General features: G+C 39.2%; 23 protein-coding genes and 1 riboswitch. Of the genes, 8 read left to right on the top strand and 15 right to left on the bottom strand.

Features of this window, described 5'->3' with window-relative positions; all coding sequences use genetic code 11:
- Positions 1-212 precede the first annotated feature (212 nt).
- Positions 213-1,733, top strand: coding sequence for a sodium/proline symporter PutP (gene putP / locus J2Z81_RS12190; RefSeq protein ID WP_029268869.1), 1,521 nt, complete (start codon positions 213-215; stop codon positions 1,731-1,733).
- A 58-nt stretch (positions 1,734-1,791) separates the two neighbouring features.
- Here the strand turns inward: putP and J2Z81_RS12195 are convergent, their stop codons facing one another.
- Together J2Z81_RS12195 and J2Z81_RS12200 are read right to left on the bottom strand one after the other, a co-directional pair.
- Positions 1,792-3,390 carry an amidohydrolase gene (locus J2Z81_RS12195; protein WP_029268867.1) on the bottom strand — a complete coding sequence of 533 codons (1,599 nt, stop codon included), beginning with the start codon at positions 3,388-3,390 and terminating at the stop codon, positions 1,792-1,794.
- Between the two features lie 154 nt (positions 3,391-3,544).
- Positions 3,545-3,769, bottom strand: a complete 225-nt coding sequence (locus J2Z81_RS12200) for a YdbC family protein (protein WP_029268866.1) — start codon at positions 3,767-3,769, stop codon at positions 3,545-3,547.
- Between the two features lie 227 nt (positions 3,770-3,996).
- Here J2Z81_RS12200 and J2Z81_RS12205 point away from each other — a divergent pair, with 227 nt between their 5' ends.
- Entirely contained in the window at positions 3,997-6,177 is a 2,181-nt protein-coding gene (locus tag J2Z81_RS12205; RefSeq protein WP_029268864.1) for a malate synthase G, read from the top strand.
- 74 nt (positions 6,178-6,251) lie between these two features.
- Here J2Z81_RS12205 and J2Z81_RS12210 read toward each other — a convergent pair whose 3' ends face one another.
- The 8 genes from J2Z81_RS12210 to J2Z81_RS12245 all read right to left on the bottom strand — a co-directional run bounded on the left by J2Z81_RS12210 (position 6,252) and on the right by J2Z81_RS12245 (position 15,057).
- Positions 6,252-7,391, bottom strand: a complete 1,140-nt coding sequence (locus tag J2Z81_RS12210) for a thiolase family protein (protein ID WP_029268862.1) — start codon at positions 7,389-7,391, stop codon at positions 6,252-6,254.
- The gene (locus tag J2Z81_RS12215) at positions 7,369-8,853 is read right to left on the bottom strand and encodes an AMP-binding protein (protein ID WP_029268860.1); all 1,485 of its coding nucleotides are present in this window, start codon (positions 8,851-8,853) and stop codon (positions 7,369-7,371) included. Before J2Z81_RS12215 ends, J2Z81_RS12210 begins: the two co-directional genes overlap by 23 nt.
- The gene (locus tag J2Z81_RS12220; RefSeq protein ID WP_226374367.1) at positions 8,854-9,432 is read right to left on the bottom strand and encodes a biotin transporter BioY; all 579 of its coding nucleotides are present in this window, start codon (positions 9,430-9,432) and stop codon (positions 8,854-8,856) included.
- A 104-nt stretch (positions 9,433-9,536) separates the two neighbouring features.
- The gene (locus J2Z81_RS12225; RefSeq protein WP_226981349.1) at positions 9,537-10,526 is read right to left on the bottom strand and encodes an ABC transporter substrate-binding protein; all 990 of its coding nucleotides are present in this window, start codon (positions 10,524-10,526) and stop codon (positions 9,537-9,539) included.
- Positions 10,527-10,528: 2 nt separating this feature from the next.
- On the bottom strand, positions 10,529-11,266 hold the full coding sequence (locus J2Z81_RS12230) for an ABC transporter permease (RefSeq protein ID WP_029268854.1): 738 nt from the start codon (positions 11,264-11,266) through the stop codon (positions 10,529-10,531).
- On the bottom strand, positions 11,263-12,033 hold the full coding sequence (locus J2Z81_RS12235; RefSeq protein ID WP_226371454.1) for an ABC transporter ATP-binding protein: 771 nt from the start codon (positions 12,031-12,033) through the stop codon (positions 11,263-11,265). The genes J2Z81_RS12230 and J2Z81_RS12235 overlap by 4 nt, the downstream gene beginning before the upstream one ends.
- A 30-nt stretch (positions 12,034-12,063) precedes the next feature.
- The gene (locus tag J2Z81_RS12240; RefSeq protein ID WP_029268850.1) at positions 12,064-13,395 is read right to left on the bottom strand and encodes an acetylornithine deacetylase; all 1,332 of its coding nucleotides are present in this window, start codon (positions 13,393-13,395) and stop codon (positions 12,064-12,066) included.
- Between the two features lie 104 nt (positions 13,396-13,499).
- Positions 13,500-13,604: riboswitch (TPP riboswitch) on the bottom strand.
- Between the two features lie 280 nt (positions 13,605-13,884).
- Positions 13,885-15,057, bottom strand: a complete 1,173-nt coding sequence (locus tag J2Z81_RS12245) for a pyridoxal phosphate-dependent aminotransferase (protein WP_029268849.1) — start codon at positions 15,055-15,057, stop codon at positions 13,885-13,887.
- Positions 15,058-15,254: 197 nt separating this feature from the next.
- Between J2Z81_RS12245 and J2Z81_RS12250 the strand changes: the two genes are divergently transcribed.
- Positions 15,255-15,461 carry an alpha/beta-type small acid-soluble spore protein gene (locus J2Z81_RS12250; RefSeq protein WP_029268847.1) on the top strand — a complete coding sequence of 69 codons (207 nt, stop codon included), beginning with the start codon at positions 15,255-15,257 and terminating at the stop codon, positions 15,459-15,461.
- Between the two features lie 143 nt (positions 15,462-15,604).
- The gene (locus J2Z81_RS12255; RefSeq protein WP_226371455.1) at positions 15,605-16,744 is read left to right on the top strand and encodes an MFS transporter; all 1,140 of its coding nucleotides are present in this window, start codon (positions 15,605-15,607) and stop codon (positions 16,742-16,744) included.
- A 60-nt stretch (positions 16,745-16,804) separates the two neighbouring features.
- Here J2Z81_RS12255 and J2Z81_RS12260 read toward each other — a convergent pair whose 3' ends face one another.
- On the bottom strand, positions 16,805-17,368 hold the full coding sequence (locus J2Z81_RS12260) for an AarF/UbiB family protein (RefSeq protein ID WP_226374365.1): 564 nt from the start codon (positions 17,366-17,368) through the stop codon (positions 16,805-16,807).
- A 233-nt stretch (positions 17,369-17,601) separates the two neighbouring features.
- Between J2Z81_RS12260 and J2Z81_RS12265 the strand changes: the two genes are divergently transcribed.
- Positions 17,602-18,156, top strand: coding sequence for a thioredoxin family protein (locus J2Z81_RS12265; RefSeq protein ID WP_029268840.1), 555 nt, complete (start codon positions 17,602-17,604; stop codon positions 18,154-18,156).
- A 42-nt stretch (positions 18,157-18,198) separates the two neighbouring features.
- Here J2Z81_RS12265 and J2Z81_RS12270 read toward each other — a convergent pair whose 3' ends face one another.
- The 3 genes from J2Z81_RS12270 to J2Z81_RS12280 form a co-directional block, all read right to left on the bottom strand.
- The gene (locus J2Z81_RS12270; protein ID WP_029268838.1) at positions 18,199-19,527 is read right to left on the bottom strand and encodes a CitMHS family transporter; all 1,329 of its coding nucleotides are present in this window, start codon (positions 19,525-19,527) and stop codon (positions 18,199-18,201) included.
- Positions 19,528-19,744: 217 nt separating this feature from the next.
- Complete coding sequence (locus J2Z81_RS12275; RefSeq protein ID WP_226371456.1) at positions 19,745-20,446, bottom strand: response regulator; 702 nt, start codon at positions 20,444-20,446, stop codon at positions 19,745-19,747.
- The gene (locus J2Z81_RS12280) at positions 20,439-22,097 is read right to left on the bottom strand and encodes an ATP-binding protein (protein WP_226371457.1); all 1,659 of its coding nucleotides are present in this window, start codon (positions 22,095-22,097) and stop codon (positions 20,439-20,441) included. The genes J2Z81_RS12275 and J2Z81_RS12280 overlap by 8 nt, the downstream gene beginning before the upstream one ends.
- A 181-nt stretch (positions 22,098-22,278) precedes the next feature.
- Between J2Z81_RS12280 and J2Z81_RS12285 the strand changes: the two genes are divergently transcribed.
- Both J2Z81_RS12285 and J2Z81_RS12290 read left to right on the top strand, forming a co-directional pair.
- Positions 22,279-22,707 carry a MarR family winged helix-turn-helix transcriptional regulator gene (locus tag J2Z81_RS12285; protein ID WP_029268833.1) on the top strand — a complete coding sequence of 143 codons (429 nt, stop codon included), beginning with the start codon at positions 22,279-22,281 and terminating at the stop codon, positions 22,705-22,707.
- On the top strand, positions 22,704-23,915 hold the full coding sequence (locus tag J2Z81_RS12290; protein ID WP_226371458.1) for an MFS transporter: 1,212 nt from the start codon (positions 22,704-22,706) through the stop codon (positions 23,913-23,915). The genes J2Z81_RS12285 and J2Z81_RS12290 overlap by 4 nt, the downstream gene beginning before the upstream one ends.
- A 77-nt stretch (positions 23,916-23,992) precedes the next feature.
- On the opposite strand, the gene cyoE is transcribed toward J2Z81_RS12290, so the two are convergent.
- Positions 23,993-24,925 (bottom strand): heme o synthase, encoded by a 933-nt coding sequence (gene cyoE, locus J2Z81_RS12295; RefSeq protein ID WP_029268829.1) that lies wholly within the window; start codon positions 24,923-24,925, stop codon positions 23,993-23,995.
- A 150-nt stretch (positions 24,926-25,075) separates the two neighbouring features.
- On the opposite strand from cyoE, the gene J2Z81_RS12300 reads away from it, so the two are divergent.
- A complete protein-coding gene (locus J2Z81_RS12300) occupies positions 25,076-25,567 on the top strand; it encodes a hypothetical protein (RefSeq protein ID WP_226371459.1) in 492 nt (163 codons plus the stop codon).
- The last annotated feature ends 89 nt before the right edge of the window (positions 25,568-25,656 follow it).

The raw sequence follows: 25,656 nt of genomic DNA on the forward strand, positions 1-25,656 counted from the left end.
CGTTGTCTTATGCAAATTTTCCCAACATAGGAACATTTTATGAAGCATACAATCTTCATAAGAAGTAAAGGGAACAATACGAATAATAGAAAGGAGCTGAACATATGGAGTACGCTATTTCAGGAGGAACCATTTTGTGGCTTTTTGTGCCGATGCCGATTTTAATTATCCTTTCCATCATTACTTTATTTACTGAAAAAGGAGGGCATTAAATGGGGACTGCAACCTTCGTAACATTTCTTGTTTATTTAATTGGAATGCTCGTCATTGGACTATTTATGTACTGGCGAACCAATGATTTATCTGACTATGTACTTGGCGGGAGAAAACTTGGGCCTGGTGTCGCCGCTTTAAGTGCCGGTGCCTCCGATATGAGTGGGTGGTTATTACTTGGTCTTCCTGGAGCCATTTACGCATTTGGCTTGTCAGAAGCTTGGATGGCTATTGGCTTAGCAACTGGTGCATATTTGAACTGGCAATTTACTGCTAAAAGATTAAGAGTATATACAGAAGTGGCTAGTGATTCCATTACAATTCCGGACTTCTTAGGAAATCGCTTTAAAGATAAATCCAATATCCTTCGTGTGATTTCTGCATTAGTCATTTTATTATTCTTTACTTTTTATACTTCTTCCGGAATGGTTGCTGGTGCTAAACTGTTTGAAGCATCATTTGGGTTTTCGTATCAAACAGCACTATGGGTGGGAACAATTGTCGTTGTCTCTTATACATTACTTGGTGGTTTCCTTGCTGTTGCCTGGACAGATTTTATCCAAGGTACGTTAATGTTTCTTGCATTAATTGTTGTTCCTTTGGTAGCGCTAAACCAAATTGGAGGCTGGAACGAAGCTGTCCAAGCCGTTGGTCAAATTAATCCGGATCATCTGAATATGATAAAAGGTGTTGGTGTATTAGCAATCATTTCTTCTTTAGCCTGGGGGCTTGGTTATTTTGGACAGCCGCATATCATTGTCCGCTTCATGGCTTTACGCTCACCAAAAGATGTACCAAAAGCTCGCTTTATTGGGACAACTTGGATGATTTTAGGTCTGTATGGTGCCATTTTCACAGGTTTTATTGGTCTTGCTTTTATAAATACACAGGATGTTTCCGTGTTAGAAACGTTTGAGATTAATGTTATGTCGGAAAACGGTGTACAAATGCTTGCAGATTCCGAGAAAATTTTTATTGCTTTCTCACAAATCCTCTTTCATCCGGTAGTAGCTGGGATCCTGCTTGCTGCAATCCTCTCATCGATTATGAGTACAATTGACTCACAACTACTTGTATCATCATCCGCTGTAGCTGAGGATTTTTACAAAGCTATTTTCAGAAAAAAGGCTTCTGACCGGGAACTCGTATGGGTTGGAAGAATCGCCACACTCGTGATTGCTATTATCGCAGCGCTGATTGCGATAAATCCTGAGAGCTCTGTCCTTGATCTTGTTAGCTATGCATGGGCTGGGTTTGGTGCTGCTTTTGGTCCGATTATTTTATTATCATTATTCTGGAAGCGAATTACTCGAAATGGTGCACTAGCGGGAATAATCGTTGGTGCGTTAACGGTTATTATTTGGGGTGAATTTTTATCAGGAGGAATATTTGATCTTTATGAAATTCTCCCAGGATTTCTATTCAATCTTATCATTACCATTATCGTAAGTTTAATGGGCAAGATTACTCCTGAAATGGCAGAAGAATTTGATAAAACAATATTAAAAGCAAAAGAATAAATGGTAAAAAGCCACTTTTTCGCTTGAAAACAAGACGAAAAAGTGGCTTTTTCCAAATTCATCCTTTCCGATACATCATATTCCCGCCAATAATAGTCATTTCAATTTCGGTCTCTAATAATTCATCGGCATCTTCCATATGGAATGGATTTTTCGAGTAAACTGTCATATCAGCAAGTTTTCCCCTTGAAATTGTACCCTTCTTCATTTCCTCATTAGTCGGGTATGCACCGAGCACTGTAAATAATTGAAAAGCTTCCGTCATCGATAGTTTTTCTTTGGGGATATATCCGTCATGTGCCTGGCCTGGAATCTTTCTCGTGACAGCTGCATGGATTCCAAGTAGCGGATCAACCGGTTCTACAGGAGCGTCTGAACCGCCAGCACAGATGACACCTGCATGCATTAATGACTTCCATGCATAGGAAAGTTTAATTCTTTCCTCACCAAGGCGCTCCTCTACCCAAGGAAAGTCACCAACTACAAATCTTGGCTGAATATCTGCAATTCTATTCGTGTTCACCATTCGTTCTATCAAATCGTTCCTTAAAATTTGAATATGAACGAGACGATCACGATGTGAGGCCGCTGGAAATTGATCCAAAATATCCAGCACATTCTCTAGCGCCTGATCTCCAATCGTATGTACAGCAACAGGCATCGATAGATCACGTGCTGCCTGAACAATCTGATAAAGGGACTGTTGATCCTGCATCGCTTCACCACAGACACCTGGTGCATCACTATACGGCTTTGATAATAAAGCTGTTCTTCTTCCCAGTGCGCCATCTGCAAAGATTTTTACTGCACCTATTTGTAACGTATCGTTTCCATAGCCCGCGTACATTCCTTTTACTTTCAAATCATTCAGGAAAACATGATCGATTAATAAATTACATCGCAACCCTAACTGTTCCTGATTTAATAATTCATCATACACGTGATAAGTCGATTCAAGCCCGCCTAAAAAAAGCGGATCGTTCGTATGTACACTTGTCAAACCTTTTTCCATTGCATAATGGATCCCTTTTCGCATCGCAAGTTTTATTGTTTCATAGGAAGGTTCTGGAATATGATTCCTAATCAGGTCTGATGCGGACTCGAGCAACAAACCTGTCGGCTGCTTCGTATCCTCATCAAGCACAATTGTCCCGCCTTCTGGAACGGTAATCGATGGATGATAATGACACGTTTCCAACGCTTTTGTATTCACGAGAGCTGCATGGCTGCAAACTCTAGGTAAAAAAAGCGGAACGTGCGGTGCAATGCGATCTAATTCCTCAATCGTAGGTATCTTTCCGTCTGTAAACAGATTTTCATCCCAGCCTCTTCCGATTAGCCATTCCCCTTTTTGAAGGGTGTTTGCTTTTGTTTGGATTTTTTCAAGCATCTTTTGTTTCGATGTCAGTCCGGTCAGATCTAAATTTAAAAACGATCCGGCTACTCCGGATAGATGCATGTGACTATCGATTAATCCAGGTGTCACTGTCTTGCCATTCAGTTTGATAATTTCAGTGTCCGGGCTGTCCCACTGCATGATCATTTCGTGTGATGATCCCATATCAATGAAACGATTATCTTCCACTACGACAGCTTCTACTTGAGGCTTAACTGAATCAAACGTATAAAATTTTCCATCTGTAAATATTTTTCTCATAGCTGATTTCTCCTTATTTAACGGCTACATGTAGGGATACTATACATGAATCTTTCGAAAAAAGTCAATAAAATTCTGAATCGTTCATTAACAAAAAACCCCTTCACATAACCGGTAGGGAAATAGCTTCCATTCGATATGATTGGCCAACTTTTTACGAGATTTCTTTTGTTAGCAAAATCTCCTTTAATTGCTGCAGTTCTTCTTTTGATAATGTAACTCCCTTCCCCATTTTTTCCTTATCTGGAGCCCAATCTCTTAAATCATATTTAGGATTCCGCCCATTCCAGCTAATCAAATTTAATTCCTTTGTCCACCCCTTTGGAGATTCAGATAATACACCGATGGTCTCTAATATTTCGTATTTAATGTCAGCCACACTGTCCACCTCCTATTATTGTATTCATATTTTAACATACCTCCTAGGTATGCATTACGTTATCATTATAAAAAAACAGTTAATATAATGAATAACTATCTTCCACAACTAAAAAACCCTTGAATTATTTTCCATATCTGATTGACTTTCTTGAAATTTCTGTCTATAATACTCACTAAGGTTCTGTTATATAACAAAAGCTGCAATTTTTAATGGAGGGTTAAAATATGAATGGATATGTAGATGTAGGATCACTGAAAGTTGCCAAAAACCTTTATGAATTCATTAATAAAGAGGCAATCCCTGGAAGTGAAACTGATACACAACAGTTTTGGATTGATTTTGAAAAACTGATTAATGATTTAACACCTGAAAATGACGCTATCCTTGAAAAGAGAAAAGACTTACAGGAGAAAATGAATCAGTACCATAAAGAAAATAAGTCAAATGATTTCCACTCGTACAAACAATTTTTAAAAGAGATAGGGTACCTGCAACCTATTCCGGAAGATTTTCGTATTGAAACAGAAAATGTAGATGACGAGTTGAAACAAGCTGGACCTCAGCTCGTTGTTCCGGTCAATAATTCGCGTTATGCATTAAATGCTGCCAATTCTCGCTGGGGCAGTCTCTATGATGCACTTTACGGAACAGATGTCATTAGTGAGGAAAATGGAGCAGATAAAACGGCCGAATATAATCCGATCCGCGGTCAAAAAGTAATTGAATTCGGAAGAGAATTTTTAGACGAAACCATCCCTCTCCAAAAGGGTACACATAAAAACGTCGGGAACTATTCGATCGTTGATGGTGAATTAGTTGTTACGCTTAAAGATGGTACCGTAACTAGTTTAAAAGAAAATGAAAAGCTAACTGGTTTTCAGGGGAATGCAAATAGCCCTACGTCGATCTTATTTAAAAATAATGGTTTACACTTTGATATGCAAATTGATCCTTCCGATCCAATCGGAAAAACAGATGATGCTGGAATCAAAGATATTGTATTAGAGGCAGCACTTTCTACCATTATTGACTGTGAAGATTCCGTTGCAGCAGTTGATGCGGAGGATAAAGTAGAGGTTTATCGTAACTGGCTTGGATTAATGAAGGGCGATTTATCCACATCATTTAAAAAAGGTGGGAAAGAAGTAACACGTACACTGAATCCAGATCGAATCTATCAATCTCTTGATCATAAAGAATTTTCCTTATTCGGAAGATCTCTGATGTTTGTACGTAATGTAGGGCATTTAATGACAAATAGTGCTATATTAAACAAAGATAATGCAGAGGTTTACGAAGGAATGTTAGATGCTGTGATTACGAGTTTAATAGGAAAACATTCATTGCTGAAAAAGGGCGTTTATGACAATTCACGTAAGGGTTCTATCTATATTGTGAAACCAAAAATGCATAGTCCAGAAGAAGCAGCTTTTGCAAACAAGCTTTTTAACCGTGTAGAAGATATGCTATCTCTAGAAAGAAATACACTAAAAATTGGTTTAATGGATGAGGAGCGCCGTATTTCTCTCAACCTGAAAGCCGCTATTAAAGAAGTAAAAGAACGTATCGCATTTATTAATACTGGTTTTCTGGATCGTACGGGAGATGAAATTCATACATCTATGGAAGCAGGCCCAATGATCAGAAAGCAAGATATGAAAGCATCTACCTGGATCGCTGCCTATGAAAAATCGAATGTATTTACTGGACTTGGTGCAGGTTTTTCGAATCATGCACAAATCGGAAAAGGCATGTGGGCAGCTCCCGATAAAATGAAAAACATGCTTGATGAAAAACTAGCACATCCAAAAGCAGGTGCGAATACTGCGTGGGTTCCATCACCTACAGCAGCGACATTACATGCGATCCATTATCATCAAATAAATGTAAAAGATAAGCAAATCGAATTAGAAAAACAAATCACAACACTCCAAAACGATCTACTGACAATACCAATTGCTGAAGAATCAAATTGGAGCAATGATGAAATTCAAGAAGAATTGAATAATAATGCACAGGGAATCTTAGGTTATGTTGTTCGCTGGATTAATCAGGGTGTAGGCTGTTCGAAAGTGCCGGATATAAATAATGTTGGATTAATGGAAGACCGTGCTACCTTAAGAATTTCAAGCCAGCACATTGCCAATTGGCTCTACCACGGAATATGTACAAAAGAACAAGTAATCGAAACGATGAAGCGTATGGCCAAGATTGTAGATGAGCAAAATGCAAACGATCCAGACTATATGCCAATGTCTAATGACTTTGAAAAATCAATCGCTTTCCAGGCTGCTTGCGATCTCGTGTTGAAGGGAAGAGATCAGCCAAGCGGGTATACGGAGCCTATCCTCCATCAACGAAGACTGGAGCTTAAGCAACAAATGGCAAGCGGTGTAAATATATAGGGTAAGGGGGCTGTCCCCCTTATCCTATATATTCGTGTTTAATCCCCTTTTATAATTGGGATACCTTTTCCAGTTTATTCACACCTCTCAAATAGCGCTGCTAATCCAAGCCCGCCGCCAATTCCAAGTGTTGCCAGCGCTCGTTTTCCTTTTAGCCTTTGAATTTCTGTACATAAGCGTGTAACAAGAATGGCACCCGAAGCACCGTACGGGTGACCAAAAGCAAGTGCTCCTCCGCCAACATTCATTCGATCAAACTCAATAGCAAGTTCCTTTGCAGATGCTAATACTTGGGAAGCAAATGCTTCATTAAATTCGATTACATCAATATCTTTCATTGACAAATTTGTTCGATTCAGCAGTTTATGAACAGCAGGAATGGGTCCTACACCAAGAAGATTTGGATCTACTCCAGCACTTGTCGCATCAATAAATTTTAATATTGGTTTTAAGCCAAGTTCCTGGCACTTTTTCTCAGACATGACTAAAACAGCAGCAGCCCCATCATTCACGGGACACGCATTACCTGCTGTTACCGTACCATTTTCTTTAAAAAGGGCAGGCAGCTTAGCAAGCCGTTTCATCGTTAATCGAGACCTGGGACATTCATCCTGATCTTTCCCCTGTACGACTGTGATTTCTTCCGTAAATCTATTTTCCTCTTGGGCAGCAATTGCTTTTTGATGGCTATGATAAGCAAATAAATCCTGCTCTTCTCTGGAAATTTGATACGCTTTTGCTACGTTTTCAGCCGCTTCTCCCATTTCTGGATCACCAATCGTATCAGGAGAAAAACGTGCACGTGTGAATAATGTCGGTGGTTGATACAGGGAAGCAGGCTTTGCCAATTTCCAAGGCGCCAAGCTACTGCTTTCAATCCCACCAGCAATATAAATTTCTCCAGCACCAGCTTGAACATGTCTACACGCCATTTGAATAGCTTCTAGACCTGATCCACATTGCCTGTCGACTGTAACACCCGGAACATCTGCTGGAAGTCCGGCTGAAAGTGCTGTAAGTCTTGCCATATTACCACCTGGACCGACAACATTTCCAAGGATCACTTCATCAATGGCTGCCGGATCCATTTTACTTTCCTTGATCAATGCTTGAATAACCGCTGCGCCTAACTTTTCAGGAGCAACGTTTTTAAATATGCCGCCAACTTTACCTACAGCTGTCCGTTTTGCTTTAACAATTACAGGTGTATTCATTTATCAAATCACGCCATTTCATTTCAATTTCCTTCCGTGCAATTTTACCAGTGGATGTATAAGGAAACGCTTCTATTTCATAAAAAGCTTTTGGTACTTTATAAGAAGCTAATCGCTGTTTGCAATGCAAATGGAGAGAATCCGGATATGCTTTCCCTTTCCATTGAATCAAAGCTATCACCTTTTGCCCCCAGTATTCATCCTGTATTCCGATTACAATTGCTTCTTTTACTGTATCCTTTTCTTTCATTACTTTTTCTATTTCTTCAGGAAAAACATTCAGCCCTCCACTGATCATCATGTTCTTTTCTCTGCCAACGATCGTAAGAACACCTTCATCATTCATCCATCCAAGATCTTCAATATTCGCACCAAAATCGGTTAATACTTTTTTCGTTTCTTCTGGTTCATGGACATACCCATCAAATAAAAAATCACTTTCGATATATATTTTTCCAATATTTCCGTTTGGTACTGGTTCCCCGTTGCTATTTCGTACCGTTATTTGTACTCCTGGAAAGGGCTTTCCTACGCTACCCGGGTATTTGGAAGATAGCTCTTCCGAAGAAAAAGAAACATAGCTTAATTCAGAAGCACCGTAATATTCATAAATAATACTTTCTGGAAATGCGTTTCCTAGTTTATGTCTCAATCTGGAATCCAGTTTTGCGCCTGAAGAAAGAAAGGTGATTTTTCTTTTGATCGGTTTTGTTAGATGTTGCATAAGGCTTTGTAGCATTGTAGGAACTGCGTATAAGACACTTGTACATCCTTTTCTTAAATGACTGAGAATGCTTGATGCAGAAAAAGTTGTTGTCAAATGAAAAGTGGCACCCATATGGAGTGCATGGATCGCTCCAAATAAGGATAAGGAATGACATAACGGCCCGGGTGCCATAATGACATCATCCCTTCCATATTGAAATGCTTCCTCACCTGCTTTAAAGCTTTCTAACCAAGACGTATGGTTTCTAATAAATCCTTTTGGAGATCCTGTTGAACCAGATGTAAATCCAAGATAAAAATGTTCAGAAGTATGTACATTCCATGGAGGCAGCGAATCGCCAATGATAGGAGTGGCTTTTATTTCTTCGATATCATAAGCTGCGTCAACCATGTACGGAGCATATTCCGTAAATTGTTTACTTTTTAAATAGATATCAGCTTCTGCTTTGCTCATTACCTGTGCTGCTTCCCTTTCACTCCATTTTGGATCAAAAGGAATTGCGGTCCATCCAAGTGTCACTACCGCAAAGAATACTTCAAGAAATGCCGGCTCGTTTCCGATAAGAACGGCAACTTTTTGAGGCCTTTTCGTATCACCAATATATAATAGGTGTTTTTGTATATGGCATATGGATTGATAAAATGCATCATACGTTATAAAGTTATTTTTGAATATAAGCGCTGCTTTGTCTGGATGCTCTTGTGCGATCTGTTCAATCTGTTTCCCAATTCCCATTTATCCCACCCTTTTTATTGGTTGTTGGTGCTTTTTTGGAGTTATCAGCGGGTATGCTTTGCTGATTTTCCATGTAATATAGCTGGAAACTACAGCTTTCGTTAAGTCACCAGGCAAAAATGCAAGTGCGCTGATAGCTGTTGGCAGCCACGGGAGATTTCCTGCAATGGATAAATAAGTAACGCCACCAGCATAGATTAATAAAATTCCACCTAGTACATTGTACAAGAGTATCTTCCATAATGATAATTTATTCCAACTTTTTTCTACAAGATAACCGATTGTCCATGCAGCTATAGGCCAACTAATAATATATCCTCCGCCAGGGCCAAGCAATGGACCTAATCCGCCCCTTCCACCTGATAAAAGTGGCGTACCAATGGCAACAAGGATGATAAATAAGAGTAAACTTAGACCGCCCCGACGTGCTCCTAAAATCCCTCCGGCTAGCATCACTCCAAGTGTTTGAGCGGTAATCGGTACGGGACTGAACGGAAGTGGTATTGGAGGGAAGAAACCTAATACACCAACAATTGCTGCAAATAAAGAAATGTACATCATATCACGTAACTTCATCATAAAAAACCTCTATTCTCTATCATTCTATTACTAGAATAATATACAGTATAGAGGCTGATTGTCAACATTCATTTTATTTCGTTTACGATAGATTTAAAGCTTCGCTATTCTACAAACAAATCTTCCATCTCTGGTATTTCTTCAATTAATCCTGTTTCCTTCAGCCAATCAGCTGTCTCTTGCCATGCATCTTCACTTTGGCTTCCAAAACCATGTTCAGATTCCATTTTTGGCAGTAAAATTTCCATGCTTTTTGTCTCCACTTCCTCATCCAGCGGGAAATTAGCCTCGTCCTGATTATCTAACAGAATATCCAACGCTTCGTCTGGCTTTTTTTCCATAAAATCATATCCTTTTTCTGCTGCACGCCAAAATGCTTCAATCTTTTTTTGCTCGTCTTCCCATGTTTGGTCACTTGTTACACCTACTAGTTCATAGTAACTTGGGACACCATAATCAACAGGATTATTATATGCGATCCCATGCCCTTTACTTTCAAGCACCGGAACTTCGTGATTAATATAAGCTCCGATCACACCGTCTACTTTGTCAGCAATAAGTGAAGATCCTAATTCAAATTCTACATTGACCATTTCAACTGCTTCTGGATCCCCGCCGTCACTTTTCACCATTGTTTTTAAGATAGCTTCATTTAAAGGAATACCTGGGTAGCCGACTTTTTTGCCTTCAAAATCTTTCGGTGTTTGTACAGGACTATCTTCTTTAAACACAAGATGATTTAGTGGTGAACGAACAACAACACCTGTTGACTTTACTGGGATGTCTTCATTTGCTCTTGCCATAATGACATCCGGCTGATAATAAAATCCGATATCTATTTTTCCGGAAGCCGCTAAATTGAGCGGGTCTGTCGGATTTGCCGGAAATTGAATCGATACGTCGAGCCCTTCTTCTTCAAAATATCCTTTTTCTTTTGCTACATATAAAAAGCTATGTACAGCATTCGGATACCAATCAAGCATAACGTCCAGTTCCTTTAATTCATCTGCTTTTCCTGTTGCTTCTTTATCCCCACATGCCGTAAGAGTAGCTCCTAGAGCTATAGATATAAATAATACCAATGCTTTTTTCAATGTTATTTCCTCCATTTTAATGCCTTTTTTTCGAACATAATTACAATTAAAAAGAAAATAATTCCTAATAATGATAGGATGACAATCGGTGCAAACACACCCGCACCGTCAAACTGCGTCATCATTCTTCTGCTGAAGTAGCCAAGTCCTTCTTGGGCGCCCAGCCATTCACCAATAGCAGCGCCGATTACACTGAGCGGTACAGCCACTTTCATGCCAGAAAAAAAGTAAGGGATAGCAGAAGGAACATCTAATTTGAAAAATATATCCTTTTTGCTTGCCCCCATGGTTAACAGCAATTCCTTTAGCTCTTTACTGCTGGAACGCAGCCCGTCGTATGTGCTAACCGTTATCGGAAAAAATGTGATTAAAATTGTCACAACGACTTTACTCCATATCGAATACCCGAACCACAGTACAAAAATTGGAGCAAGTGCGATGATTGGAATTGTTTGTGATGTAATAATAATCGGATAAAATGTTTTTTCCATTACGCTGCTTTGCGTCATCGTAATCGCTAGAGCAATTCCAAGCACAATGGAAATGGCAAGCCCAATCACAATAATCAGTAATGTGGACGTGAGATGTTCTTTCAAGAGCAATCCTTTTAAGTCCCAAAGTTTGAGTCCAATTCCTGAAGGAGCTGGTAAAATAAATTCCGTATTAACAATCCTTGCCCCAACCTCCCAAACGATGACGAAAACAGCAATTAATAAAATCGAGGGGAGATAATTTCTCATAGGCTAATCCTCTCTCGAAGTTGTTCAATTAGCTGCTCCTTCATTTTTGTTACTTCCGGAGCATGAAGACCACTTAAGGTTCGTGGGCGATTCATTGGGACAACTGCTTCTTTGAGCTGTTTTACGGGCCTCTCTGTTAAAATAAAAATACGATCAGATAAAAATAATGCCTCATTTACATCATGGGTAATAAATAAAATGGTTTGGCCTCTTTTCTCCCACTGCGCAAGCAACCACTCCTGCATCGACAGTTTTGTCATCGCATCCAGTGCACTAAACGGCTCGTCCAGCAGCAAGATATTGGAACCGCTTAAGACAGCTCTTAAAAAAGATACGCGCTGTTTCATTCCACCGGATAAGTCGCTTGGATAGTTCTGCTCATACCCACTTAGCCCAAATTCTTTCAATCCTTTCACAACCTGCTGATGTGCATCCTGCTTGCTAACACCTTTTATCTCGAGCGGCAATACAGCATTCTCATAGATAGTGCGCCATGGCATGAGTAAATCTTGCTGGGGCATGTAACCAACACTGCCTAGTCGATTTGGCCGCTGCTCCCCGTTTATATGGATCGATCCACTCACAGGCTGCTCTAGGCCAGTAATCAGACGGAACAACGTTGATTTACCTGAACCACTCGCACCAATAATACTGATAAACTCCCCGTCAAAAACCCGGAAGTGAAGTGAATCAAGCAGATCTATTGACTTGTCCGTTTCCTGATATTGAAAAGACACATCTTTAAATTCGAGTACGGCTTTGCTCATCTGATTTCCCTCACATTCTGAAGGCTATTTTTACATCGAGCTTGCATTTTCTGCTGATGGATCATGGTTGGCTGACACTCCTTGTTTTGTTTTAGCTGTATGTGTCCATTCATAAATAAATTTAATCATTATTTTTGTGTAGTCTATCAATTGTGAAATGGAAAGCTGTTCATTAACACTATGTGCATTGAATGTATCACCAGGACCATAAATAGCTGTTGGAATACCTGCATCTCCAAGCCAGCCACCATCTGTTACAGATTGAGAAACACCTTTAATGACTTCTGCACCTGTAACATGTTGATGTGAATTTGCCAAAAGGTTCACTGCTTCGTGATTCTCATCCACTTCCAAAGAAGGGAAAATTTCGCCGCGATCTTCAATCATAGACGTTCCTCCCCATGTAAAAAGAGGGGGATTTTCCTTTAGCCATGGGTCTGCTGCAGCGACGTTTAGGATGTGCTCTTCTACTTCTTTAGCCACCGTTTCATGTGTTTCATTTGGATAATAATGAACTGTAATCCATAGGCGGCATTCATCTGCAATAAATGCTGCGTGTCGCCCCCCTTCAATTACAGCGGGATTAATCGTATTTGTTCCAGGCGGATAACCAGGGTAACTTTTCGTCACAGCCCAGTGGCGCTCCAGGTCCTCCAGACCATTTAAAATTTTCACCATTTTATTAATGGCACTTGCTGCGAATAAATTTCCACCTGCATGGACCATATTTCTTCTGGTCGCATCATGATACGTATTCTCACTTTTAATCGTAATCCACCCTGTTATCACACCGCCTTGACCATGAATCTCTAAATCACTCGTATCCACAACAACGGCAAAGTCCGCCTCATAACCCCGCTTGCAGCATTCCAGTGTACCTGCTTCTCCAACTTCTTCACCGATTACCGATTGAAAAGTCAGATCTCCCGGCAGTTCAACGCCGGCTTCAAAAAGCAGTTGAATCGCAAATAAAGCTCCAGCAAGCCCACCTTTCATATCTGCTGCTCCGCGTCCAATGATCACGTCATCTCTCACAACCGGGATAAACGGATCAACTTCCCATTGTTCATCCTCTCCAATTTCTGCAACATCAACATGACCATTAATCATTAGGCTCTGATAAGCATCCGATTCTTTTCCTTTTAATACTCCGACAACATTCGGGTCATTCGGATATACATCCCACGTGTCAATATCAAAACCTTTGTTTTTTAAAAATGATGCAATATATGCTTGTACCTCTTCCGTGTTTCGTGCTGGTGGTGCAGGTGTCCTAAAACGAATTAATGTTTTTAATAAATCAAGCAGTTCTTCTTGCCTCTCATCTACCTGCTTCATAATCGATTGGATATCTTTTTCCATTTGATAATCCTCCATTTCCATTAAAAAAAGCCCTTTCACGAAGAAAGTGGCTTTAGCATGTATCGTACGTCAAATATCTGTATTGTTGCCAATACAAAAATATACAAAATACCACACCGCTTCCTTCCGCTAGTACTAACTAGTTCAAGTTCAAGGGTCAAGACTGTTTGCGTCTTTCTCAGCTTCATAAAGCTCCCCTAGAGGTGATCATTTTAAATCGATTATTTTATTTTGAATTCATTAACAATTATACATGGATTGCAAGATTAAACAAGGGAAAAATTTTTTAACCTATTATTTTTTATGAAGTGTACCATACTAAATATAAAGGAGGCATTTTCATTGGCAAAAGATAAAACGAAAACAAAAAACAAAAGCAAAGAAGAGTTAAATGCAATGAAAACAAAAGATGAGAAGAAATACAGCAAATCAAATCGACCTTCGACTTAAATTCAGGGAGGACTTGCTTTAACGCAAGTCCTTTATTTCCTAAAACAAACCTAATTCTCCTATGCGTTTGGCAGCTACCTCTAATCTTTCTTCTGAATCAAGCAGTCCAACCCGTACATATCCCTCACCTGTACATCCGAATCCATTTCCAGGAGCCACAGCAACATGGGCTTTCTCAAGCAGTAAATCAGCAAATTCCTGTGAAGTATACCCACTTGGAACCGGAAGCCAGGCAAAGAATGTCCCCTTTGGCATATCCACTTTCCAGCCAATTTCCTTCACTGCTTTGATAAAACGATTGCGCCGGCGCTCATAAGTTTGAACCAGTTCTCTTACAGCAGTCTGATCTCCAAGAAGTGCCTGGGCCGCCGCATACTGAATGGCGCCGAATAAACTTACATACAAGTGATCCTGGATTAAATCAATGCTTTCGATTACAGATGGATTGCCTACTGCAAAAGCGACGCGCCATCCTGCCATATTATATGTTTTTGACATCGTATACATTTCGACTCCAATTTCTTTTGCTCCTTCTGATTGGAGAAAACTGCGCGGCTTCTCCCCATCAAAACCGAGCGCCCCATAGGCAAAATCATGAACGACACATAGATGATGTTTTTTTGCAAAAGCTACCGTTTCATCAAAAAACTCCTTTGTCGCAGTTGCTGACGTAGGATTGTTTGGATAATTTAAGAAAAGAAGTTTGGCCTTTTCTGCGTCTTCTTCAGAAATAGCATGGTAATCAGGTAAAAAATGATTCTCTTTTAACAATGGCATCAATATTTGTTTTGCATCGGCAAGCGCCATACCAGACAAATAATCCGGATAGCCCGGATCAGGCAGTAATGCCAAATCACCTGGATTCAATAAGCATTGGCTAATCTCCACTAAGCCTGTTTTTGCTCCAAAAAGGATGGATACTTCCCTTTTTGGATCTACTTCCACTCCATATTCCCTCTGATAAAATTTTGCTACTGCTTCTTTAAAATATGTATGGCCGCTAAATGGTGAATACTTATGATTGACCGGATCTTCAGCTGCTTTTTGCAAGGCCTTTACAATTGAAGGCGGCGTCGGCAAATCAGGATTTCCTTGCCCAAGATTAATCACGTCATGTCCTTCATCCTTCAGGCGCTGCACTTTTTGAACAAGTTTTGCAAAAAATTGCTCTGGTAAACGTTTTAACGTTTTCGATTGCTCAAATGTCCACATCGTAAACACTCCCAATGTCCATAATTGGTACTATCATAGCGATTTCTATTCATTTTGTAAAGATTCAAATTTGATTGAAAATTACTTTATATCCCCATATTTTGGAACGGATAAAAGAATGTTTTCTGCTTAAAATAAAGGATGAACAGGTGATCCTGTTCATCCAATTGTTCAACGATCCCAAGGAGGGATTACCGATGGCGGATGACAGAAGCAAAAATGCATTGTCAGTGCCTGAAGCGGAAAATGCAGTAAATGCAATGAAAGAAGAAATTGCAAATGAATTTGATGTAAAGCTTGGAGCTGACACAACTGCACGTGAAAATGGATCGGTAGGTGGCGAAATGGTCAAACGAATGATCCAAATCGCCGAAGAAAGTATGAACAATAGGAACAATTCGTAGCCGTAATGAGACTGTCTTTAAGGAGATTATCTTCCTATGAGACAGTCTTATTACAAAAAAATGAATCTTATCATACATAAAGTGACAGGCAACTTATGGAGCGTTATAATGAAAGAAGTATAGAGAAAGAGAAGGTCGATTACATGAACAAGCTACTTTATTTCATTATCATTGTTGCATTTTTAGATACATTCGTACAGTTGCCAATCATCACCCCTTATGCACTCGGATTAGGGGCTTCTCATATTTTAGCAGGAGCGATTGTCGCAGTTTATTCCCTTACAAATATGCTTGGAAATGTTGTTGGCGGCCATTGGATTGATCGATTTGGACGTAAGCGAATGCTGCTTACCGGGATGGTTACGGTTGCCATTGTTTTATTTTTTTATCCGTACGCACAAACTGGCGAACAGCTTTTTATTTTCCGACTCCTGCACGGGCTTGCGGGAGGAATATTAATTCCGGCTGCTTTTGCATATGTTGGTGATATGTCTAGCAATAAATCAAGAGGAAAAACAATGGCCTTTACCGGAGCGAGTATTGGGATTGCCGCTATTATAGGCCCCGCTATCGGCGGAATTATGGCAGCACGGGCTTCCGTCGAATCTGTTTTTTTAATGATTTCAGGCTTATTTATCATATCTTCTATATTAATAGCAAGATTTATTAAAGAATCCTTCGTTTCCAGTGAAAGAAACAAAGTTGCTCTGAAACATTTTATTCCTCTCCTAAAACATCCGCTCCTGATGCAAGCTTCCCTCGCTGCTTTTGCATTAATGGTAAGTAATGGCACGTTGGCCTTTGCACTTCCTTTAAAAGTGGATGATTTAGGTCTTACATCCGAAACAACCGGAATGCTTTTAAGTATTTTTGGAATCGTGGCTTTAATTATCTTTTTAACACCAATCAATAAAATTTATGACAGGTACGCATCTCTGGGACTTGTTTTAACCGGTATTGCATTTATCGCTATCGCACTTGCAATGCTGAGCTTTATCCCTAGTTTCCTTAGCAGTATTTTCGCTATGATCGTTTATGGTGGCGGATTTGCACTTGTCTTTCCTTCGATGAATCAAATTGTTGCAGAAACATCTTCCAAAGTCGATCGCGGGAAAGCATATGGTATTTTTTATGCCTTCTTTTCGCTAGGGGCAGTTGCAGGTTCTTTTATTTCAGGAACCGTTGCTGAAGTATTAGGGCTTCCATTTTTAGTTAGTGCTGGCCTTATGTTATTGATTGCACTCATTGTATGGGTTATTTCGAAAGGATCACAGAAAAAATAATTACAACCTCAAAAAAATGCCGTTTGACGATAAAGCAATCGTGCAAACGGCATTTTTTGTTTAAAAAAGAGTGTATACAACAGGCAATGAGAAACTTACCTTTTTATATAAAAATGCAATGAAATTTAATAAAAATACAGGAATTTTTTTCGGAAAGAAATTCTTTTTGTAAAACTTAAAAAAAGCTTTCTTTAAATCTTTCCATTGGCGGCAATCTTTCGTTTGTCTAAATCTGGCAACATCAATAATTTTAATTTTTCCTTCGGGCAGTAAAATAATATTTTTAAGGTGGATGTCTGAAGGATTAAGTCCGAGCCGTTTCGCAGAAAGTAAGGCCTTGTCCACTTGTTGAATGACTAACTCGTTAAGTTCTATCCCCTGGGCCAGACAGTCAAATAATGTTACCCCTTGAATATAGTCCATTACTAAGTAATTATCACCTGCTTCATATAATCTTGGGAAATATACGTTCCCTTCAAGTACTCTATATATGTCAGCTTCTTCTTTAGCAATTTGTGCACATGTCGGGAAAAATATTTTAAGTGCTTTGTTTGTATGTTTCATTTTAAAAACAACCGCACTTCTACCTTTCCCGATAAATTCTAGAAGCTCATCTTTTTCCAAGATCGATACTCCGTTTTTGTATTCTTTTATTTTGACGCTGTTTGCTAATTCGGCAGTCGTTTTCAAATGAACTGCTCCTTTCGGCCCGCTGATCAAAAGAATTTTCTTTTGTTTTATTATATATGAAAATGAACAACAATGCATAACCCTCTGTTTAAAGCAGTTCCATTTACGTTAGTAATTCAATCGCTTATACTGAAAATAGTTATCATCATAAAAGGAGTCGATCGAAAGTGGATTTAAATGGTTGGTTTAATAAGGGATTAACATCTGAAGAATATACAAAAACATTGGATAAACTAAAAGATGGTTTTCATCATGTTTATAAAAACTTTACGTTACCAGAGGATAACGCATTCTTTCAGTCTGTAAAAGAGAAAAACTTAAGGGTAATTGTTCTTGCCGAGCCTTGGTGCGGTCATTGTATGATGGATCTGCCGATTTTATTTCGCTTTGCAGAAAAAACAGAAATGCCAGTCCGTGTTCTACTACGCGATGAAAACTTAGAATTAATGGATCAGTATTTGACCAATGGAAAATCCCGCACAGTTCCAATTTATATATTTATTGATGCGAACGGGAATGAAGTTGCAAAATGGGGACCAAAATCAGTATATACCGCAGCGTTTGTTGATAAACATAAAGCAAGCATTCCACCGAAAGATGCAGAAAACTATCAAGAGAAGTTTAAAGAAATTATCAAATTCATGACAAAATCATTCCAAAATGATTCGAAGTTTTGGGATGCCAACTATGAAGAAATAAAAGAATCATTAGCAAACATATAATAAGACTGCAGTGCATCCGCTCCTGCAGTCTTATTTTTATGCTTATAAGGTGATGATCCCCATCAAGCACGCAACGATTAATAAAATAATGCTGATGGCCCACAACCATAAAATGGAATAACGTATATGTTTCCCCATCTCAAGTCCTGCAAGGCCTAGCCCGAGCCAAAGCGCTGGGGAGAACGGACTAATAAAAGTACCAACAATACTTCCGATGATCATGGAATATGCAGTCGATAACGAAGCAATATCAAAACCTGCTGCAATTTGATCAACGACAGGGAGCAGTGCGAAATAATATGCATCTGTACTTAGTAATAATTCAAATGGTACACCTAGAAATCCTATAATCAAATGGACATAAGGGGCGACAAAAGCAGGCAAGACTTTGACAGTATCTTCAGCAATTGAATCCAGCATACCTGTGCCATTTAATATTCCCAAGAACGAACCTGCCGCAAGAATAATCGTTGCCATCATTAATGCGTTCGGGGCATGTGCACGGATTCGCTCCATTTGATCGCTCATTTTCGGATAATTAATTGGCAGTGCGATACTGACACCAATCATAAAGACAAAACCTGCCGGAATGATGCCCCATACGAGAACACCAATAACGGCTATCGCTAACATGATGTTGACCCATAGTAATTTTGGTCGCTGCCATTTACGATTTTGAGGTTCATTTGCGGATTGATCTTCATCTGCCTCTTCTTCTAACGCAGCAGCAGATTGTACATCACCATATTTTTTTCGAATTCTGCGTTGTTCAAAATACCCAAGGAAAACAGCTAAACCGATCATAAGTACCATTCCAATGATTTGGATTGGTATTAATGGTCTCCAAAGTTCGGTAACATCCATCTCTAGTACAGAAGCACTACGACCCAAAGGGCCTGCCCATGGAAGCATGTTCATCACACTTGCACTTCCACCGATCAATAAGAGGAGTAAATATGGGTTCATCTTCAATCGATTATATAGCGGGAGAAGCGCTGGAATGGTAATTAAGAATGTGGAAGCCCCAGAGCCATCCAATTGTGCAACCATTGCGATTAGAACACTCCCAACACTGACCGCGATAACGTTCCCTCGTGAAATAGCAATCAATTTATTGATAAGTGGATCAAACAAACCGACATCTTGCATAATCCCAAAGAAAAGGATTGCAAAAATAAACATAATCACAACATTGATAACGGATGCAATACCTTCATCAAAGAAATCCCCGATTTGGGTAATATCAAAACCTGCAAAAAATGCACCGATAATTGGTACAAGCACCAAGGCAATAATTGGTGACACTCTTCCGCTTATAAGCAGTAACACAATAATAAATATCGTAATAAATGCAATCAAACTTAAATCCAATTTTGTCTCTCCTTTCCGCCTTATAAATGATGGAATTAAAGCATACCATCAATGAAAGCGTTCGCAATTCCATCCAAAAAAGGGGGTAACCCGTTACTTTTAGATTAATTAAAAAATATCATGAATACATTGCATGGGGAACCTTCTAAACATAAACGGCTTAACCTCTTTATTCTTCATTTTGTTCATAAGTTTCACAGATAGGAGAACAAGTTATTTATTTTAATACGTATTTCCTCTCTGGTCTGCCGACACTTCCGTATTTCAGAGTTGTACGGATTTTTTCAACGGATACCAAATATTCTAAATAACGTCTTGCAGTTGATCGACTTGTACCGATTAATTTACTTAGCTCCACAGCAGTTACTCCCTGCACTTCATTATTTTTTAGTAAACTTGTAATTTCATTTAATGTAAGTGGATCAATACCTTTTGGCAAATTATGATTGCCATTGTCAGTGGAAGGAGCAAGAGCATCTCCCCTCCTGATAAAATCAATATCTCTCTGCTCCATCACTTCTTTGGATGCAATCCATTGACGCTGTTGTTTGTATCGTTTTAATGTCTCCTCAAAACGTGCTACATCCACAGGTTTGATAATATAATCAAAAACACCTGCCCGAAGCGATTCTTCTACTTTTTCAACGTCATTTGCAGCGGTTACAATCATGATATCAATATGATGAAATGTTGTCCGGAGCTCCCATAATAAATCCAGACCTTCAACGTCCGGAATATAAATATCCAATAAAATGAGATCTGGCATCGATTCCGTATTTTGAAGATAGGTTAACGCTTCATTCCCGGTTTTCACTTTTTCCAGTACAATAAAATCTCCCATTTTTTCAACAAATTGATGATGAATATCAGCGATTCTAAAATCATCTTCAATGATAAGGACTTGGAATTTTTCACTCATTTTCATTTTCAGCCTCCTTCGGTATGATGATAATAAAACAGGCTCCACCTAACTCCCCGTCTTCCAGCATGATTTCGCCGCCAACTTTTCGTAGCTGAAGTCTTGTTAAGACGAGTCCGGTACCGCGATGTAAACCAATTTTCGTAGAATAGCCTTGCTCAAAAATATTTCCCTCACCTTTCATTCCCGGACCAGAATCATCAATTTCGATGACAATATCCTCACCAATATCCGTAAAGAAAATAGAAATTTCTCGTTGAGAACGATTTTGAACGTTCACAGCCTCAATGGCATTTTCCAGTAAATTGCCAAGGCCTGTCAATAAAGCATCTTTTTTACTGCCTGTAAGTGGGTAGGTCAGTTGGCTAGCTGGCTGAATGAACATGGTAATGCCGAGTTCATTTGCCTGATTGAATTTCCCTTGCAGTAAACCATGTATCGTTGGATCAGACACATTTTCAAGCAAAAAGCGCGACCATTCCTGCTGGATATTATTTTCTTTTTTGATAAAATCAATGGCCTCTTGAATTTGATTAAGCTGCAACAATCCTAAAATAATGTAAAGCTTATTTGAAAATTCATGGGTTTGCGCACGCTGTGCATTTGCATATTGCTTAATTTGCAGCAATTCTTTTGTGACATGCTCCACTTCTGTTTTACTGCGAAAAGTGGACACCGCCCCAGTGATCGCTCGTTCGTGATAGATCGGCGTTCGATTGACGAGAACGACATCATTGCCAAGAATCATTTCTTTGTCATAATGCCTTTCCCCGTATGTCAGTACGTCATATATGTTAGAATGCGGCAATAAATCCTTAACTGGTTTGCCCATATAGGCAGCATTTTGTATTTGTTTATCAAATAACGTCTTTTGTGCAGCAGTATTCATCATTGTAATTAGTCCATTGTGATCCACTGCTATAATCCCTTCATGTGTCGACTGCAAAATCGCTTCTTTTTGCAATAATAAATGATTAATTTCCTCCGGTTCCATATTAGACAAAAGCCTTTTTATGTAATGGGAAATGAAAATGGCCCCAACAATTCCGAGAAGCACAATCCCCAATAACGTAAACCACAAAGATTTGCTTTGATTTTGAATAATACTTTGGACATCATTGTTTAAAAATCCAACGGAAACTAAGCCGATGACATTGTTATGGTTATCGTATATAGGCACTTTGCCGCGAATGGATCGTCCAAGCGACCCTGTGCTTTTGGAAATATAGGATTCACCCTTATTTAGTGCCCTGTCATTATCGCCCCCTACCATTTTTTCTCCTAAACGATCAGGATCCGGATGGGAATAGCGAATACCCTCTTCATTTCCAACAACGATAAACTCCGCATCTGTTGCTTCCTGGATAGGCTGAACAATTTGCTGGATCACCCTTGCTGGATTTTCAAGTTCAAAGGCTTCTCTTATTTCAGGTGTATTTGCTACGCTTTTCGCTACACCTAACGCCCTTTTTCCGATTTGGTCTTCCATAGTAGCCGAAATAAAGGAACGCAAAAATAATCCGAAAATGATAAAAATACCGATGATCAGCAAGCTGAAAAGCAAGATCATTTTTAATTTTAAACTAAATTGAAAGGAAACGTTTGGACATGTCAACTGTCTTTTATTCCTGTTCGATTCAAAGTTTTCCATGTATGCATAGCTCCTATATTTCGTTCCTGTTTATGTAATACAAGGGAAATGCTCGTTTAGAGTGTATCATATTTAGGAAACGAAATAAGAATTTTTACCATGAAACATTGACAGCTCCATAAAATTTATGTATCGTTACCTTTGTTAACTATTATCTAAGGTTACGATAGGAGCGAATAACATGCAAGGCTTTTTCCAGCGTTATTTATTATTATACCGGCCGCTCACATCAAAGTTAAATGACCTGCTGAAGGAATACGACCTGTCTTATTCCTTGTGGCAGATTATTTTTTACGTCAAAAAGAAAGGTCCTTCAACACTTGTAACCATTTCAAATTATTATCATATCGAGAAACCTTCGATCACAAGAAGTGTCCATCGTCTAGAAAAGAAAGAGCTGATGGAACAAATTCCTGGCAAAAATAGACGGGAGAAAATCATCCAATTAACATCAAAGGGAGAGGTAGTATATCAGTCTTGCAGGGAGAGGATTACGAGATTAGAAAATCAAGTTTTAAAGGATATTCCTGAAGAAGAGCTACTTGCTGCTTTTCATTTTATTCCTCAAATCCGTGATAATTTGCTTCAAGAAAGGGGGAAAAATAGATGACTAGCACAAAATTGTGGACAAAAGATTTCCTCATTGTATCAACTGCCAATTTTTTTCTATACTTTACTTTTTATTTATTAATGGCCACTATATCCGTTTTTGCAGTAGATCAATTCCAAGCCACGCCCAGTGAGGCAGGTCTAGCTTCCAGTATTTTTATCATCGGCATTTTGATTGCTAGGATATTTGCCGGAGGGTTAGTCGATACCGTTGGGCAAAAAAAGATTCTTTATATCGGTTTTATTTTTACATTATTAACGAACTTCCTTTATTTTACGATCGATAGTTTGATGTTCCTTTATCTTATCCGCCTTTTGAATGGCGCAGCTTTAGGCATCGCATCCACTGCCACTGGAACCATTGTTGCATCTATCATTCCAAAACAAAGGCATGGAGAGGGCATAGGTTATTATGCCTTAAGTATTACACTCGCTGCAGCTGTAGGACCTTTTCTTGGTATGTTTATCCACCAGCACGCGGATTTTAGTATCAACTTTATTCTATGTATCATTCTGCTTGGCTTTAGTTTTATTTGTTCCTTTTTCTTAACAGTCCCTAAATCTGAAATTACGAAAGAGCAATTGGAGGATTTAAAAGGATTTAAACGAAGTAGTTTTCTTGAACCAAGAGCGATTCCGATTGCCATTATCGCTGGTTTTATGGGGCTTGGATATGCAAGTATCTTATCTTTTATCAATTCCTACGCGATCGCAATCGATGTAGTAGATATCGCCAGCTTCTTCTTTATTTTTTACGCCGTGGCGACATTAGTTTCAAGACCTTTTGTCGGACGCTGGTTTGACACAAAAGGGGAGAATTTTGTGATGTATCCCGCCTTTCTATTATTCGCAATGGCTTTTCTCATTTTAAGCTTTGCTGATATTCAAGGTTATTTGATTTTATTAGCGGGTATTTTCGTTGGCCTTGGGTATGGCACATTTCTGTCCAGTGCACAAGCAATTGCGGTTAAAGAATCTCCAAAACATCGCATTGGATTAGCAACATCAACGTATTATATTTTCCTTGATACAGGACTTGGCATCGGACCTTTCTTTCTTGGATTTTTAATACCAGTCATCGGTTTTAAAGGGTTATATATATCAATGGCGGGACTTACTTTAGTAGGAGGCTGTGTCTACTACTTCTTGCACGGCAAAAAAGCAAGCCAGCATAAGGAATCAACGATGGTCTCAACAGAAGCTCGCTAAACTAAAAAGGCTACCTCTTCGAGCAATAAAACAAATCCTCTGCCCTTGGAGATAGCTTTTTTGTACATATGTTAAGATTAAAATCCGGTAAATACAATCATCATACCAAAAAGGATGATCACATAATTTAATGAATAGAAAAAGTTCCTGTTCGCCCATTTCAAGTTATCTTTTGTGAAAAGCCCACTAATTCCAAGCGCCAGCCAACCTACATTCAGCAACGAAGCAAGAACGACGAATGCTGTGCCAAGCGAAGTTAAAAACAATGGTAATGGAAGCAAGCAGGCTATATAGATAAGCGCTTGACGTTTTGTCACTTCGACACCACATACGACTGGAAGCATCGGTACCCCAGCCGCTTTATATTCATCACATCTTCTTATGGCGATGGCAAACGTATGTGGAATTTGCCAGATAAACAAGATCAAAGCTAGTACAATTGGAACAACATGATATGCTGATTCAATTGCAGCCCACCCTATTAAAGGGGTTACTGCTCCGGAAACACTACCAATGATTGTATTGAGTGTATATTTTCGTTTTGACCAGAACGTATACAATACAACATAAGTAAACCAACCTATAAATGCATATACCGTCGCTTCAAATGTTGTAAATAAAAGAAGAATGAATCCAAGAATCGTTGTGCTGATTCCCATTGTTAAAACCATCTTAAGAGGAATGCTTCCTGTAACAGTTGGTCGCTTCTCTGTCCGCTGCATCTCCTTGTCGAGATCAACTTCATACCAATTATTAAGCATTAATGCTCCAGCCATAACAAGGGTACTCCCAATTAATGTCAGTAGAATCACATTCCAATTCTCCGCAAGAGAAGCATTGGTAAAATAGAGCGCTAATGCCAATCCGGTTAGTACCGGCAGAACATTCGATATTAACACAATGCCTTTTACAAGTGATTTTATATCGGAGATGATAGAAGTTGTATGTTGTTGATTTGAATCAGTAACTTTTCCAATCATATCGGTAGAAGTTTTACTCACTTTGTTCACCTCGTGCAGTTCATTTTAAAATACCCCATATATTGATAGGATACCATACTTAGGACTATTATAACATGTGCACATACTTTGTTCGAATTTTATTATGACTAATTTTTGTCATTTATGGAGATGAAGGACTGAATACATCGATTGTAGATGATGAAAATTGAACCAGAGAGGTGGAACCGACTGGAAGAATATATATCAACCGCTGCGCGGGGATATCGACCAGAAAAGAACATGTATCAACCGGTGCGCGGGGATAGCAACCGGAAAAGAACATATATCAACTGCTGCGCGGAATTATCAACCGGAAAAGAACATATATCAACTGCTGCGCGAGGATATCAACCGGAAAAGAACATATATCAACCGGTGCGCGGGGATAGCAACCGGAAAAGAACATATATCAACCGGTGCGCGGGGATATCGACCGGAAAAGAACATGTATCAACCGGTGTGCGGGGATATCAACCGGAAAAGAACATGTATCAACCGGTGCGCGGGGATATCAACCGGAAAAGAACATGTATCAACCGCTGCGCGGGGATATCAACCGGAAAAGAACATATATCAACTGCTGCGCGGAATTATCAACCGGAAAAGAACATATATCAACTGCTGCGCGGAATTATCAACCGGAAAGATTAAGTCCATATAATTGTGTAAAAGAAAAGGATAAACAAAAAGGGTCATATTAACTCCTTGTGATACAATGTTTTCAACGACGAATACAAAGT

The sequence above is a fragment of the Virgibacillus alimentarius genome (assembly GCF_017874635.1).
GTDB classification, from domain to species: Bacteria; Bacillota; Bacilli; order Bacillales; family Amphibacillaceae; genus Virgibacillus_B; species Virgibacillus_B alimentarius.

Bases quoted from the DNA above. Each gene is read 5' to 3' on its own strand.
- putP (WP_029268869.1), top strand. From the start codon at position 213: ATGGGGACTGCAACCTTCGTAACATTTCTTGTTTATTTAATTGGAATG.
- J2Z81_RS12195 (WP_029268867.1), bottom strand. From the start codon at position 3,390: ATGAGAAAAATATTTACAGATGGAAAATTTTATACGTTTGATTCAGTT.
- J2Z81_RS12205 (WP_029268864.1), top strand. From the start codon at position 3,997: ATGAATGGATATGTAGATGTAGGATCACTGAAAGTTGCCAAAAACCTT.
- J2Z81_RS12210 (WP_029268862.1), bottom strand. From the start codon at position 7,391: ATGAATACACCTGTAATTGTTAAAGCAAAACGGACAGCTGTAGGTAAA.
- J2Z81_RS12215 (WP_029268860.1), bottom strand. From the start codon at position 8,853: ATGGGAATTGGGAAACAGATTGAACAGATCGCACAAGAGCATCCAGAC.
- J2Z81_RS12220 (WP_226374367.1), bottom strand. From the start codon at position 9,432: ATGATGAAGTTACGTGATATGATGTACATTTCTTTATTTGCAGCAATT.
- J2Z81_RS12230 (WP_029268854.1), bottom strand. From the start codon at position 11,266: ATGAGAAATTATCTCCCCTCGATTTTATTAATTGCTGTTTTCGTCATC.
- J2Z81_RS12235 (WP_226371454.1), bottom strand. From the start codon at position 12,033: ATGAGCAAAGCCGTACTCGAATTTAAAGATGTGTCTTTTCAATATCAG.
- J2Z81_RS12240 (WP_029268850.1), bottom strand. From the start codon at position 13,395: ATGGAAAAAGATATCCAATCGATTATGAAGCAGGTAGATGAGAGGCAA.
- J2Z81_RS12245 (WP_029268849.1), bottom strand. From the start codon at position 15,057: ATGTGGACATTTGAGCAATCGAAAACGTTAAAACGTTTACCAGAGCAA.
- J2Z81_RS12250 (WP_029268847.1), top strand. From the start codon at position 15,255: ATGGCGGATGACAGAAGCAAAAATGCATTGTCAGTGCCTGAAGCGGAA.
- J2Z81_RS12255 (WP_226371455.1), top strand. From the start codon at position 15,605: ATGAACAAGCTACTTTATTTCATTATCATTGTTGCATTTTTAGATACA.
- J2Z81_RS12275 (WP_226371456.1), bottom strand. From the start codon at position 20,446: ATGAGTGAAAAATTCCAAGTCCTTATCATTGAAGATGATTTTAGAATC.
- J2Z81_RS12280 (WP_226371457.1), bottom strand. From the start codon at position 22,097: ATGGAAAACTTTGAATCGAACAGGAATAAAAGACAGTTGACATGTCCA.
- J2Z81_RS12285 (WP_029268833.1), top strand. From the start codon at position 22,279: ATGCAAGGCTTTTTCCAGCGTTATTTATTATTATACCGGCCGCTCACA.
- J2Z81_RS12290 (WP_226371458.1), top strand. From the start codon at position 22,704: ATGACTAGCACAAAATTGTGGACAAAAGATTTCCTCATTGTATCAACT.
- J2Z81_RS12300 (WP_226371459.1), top strand. From the start codon at position 25,076: ATGAAAATTGAACCAGAGAGGTGGAACCGACTGGAAGAATATATATCA.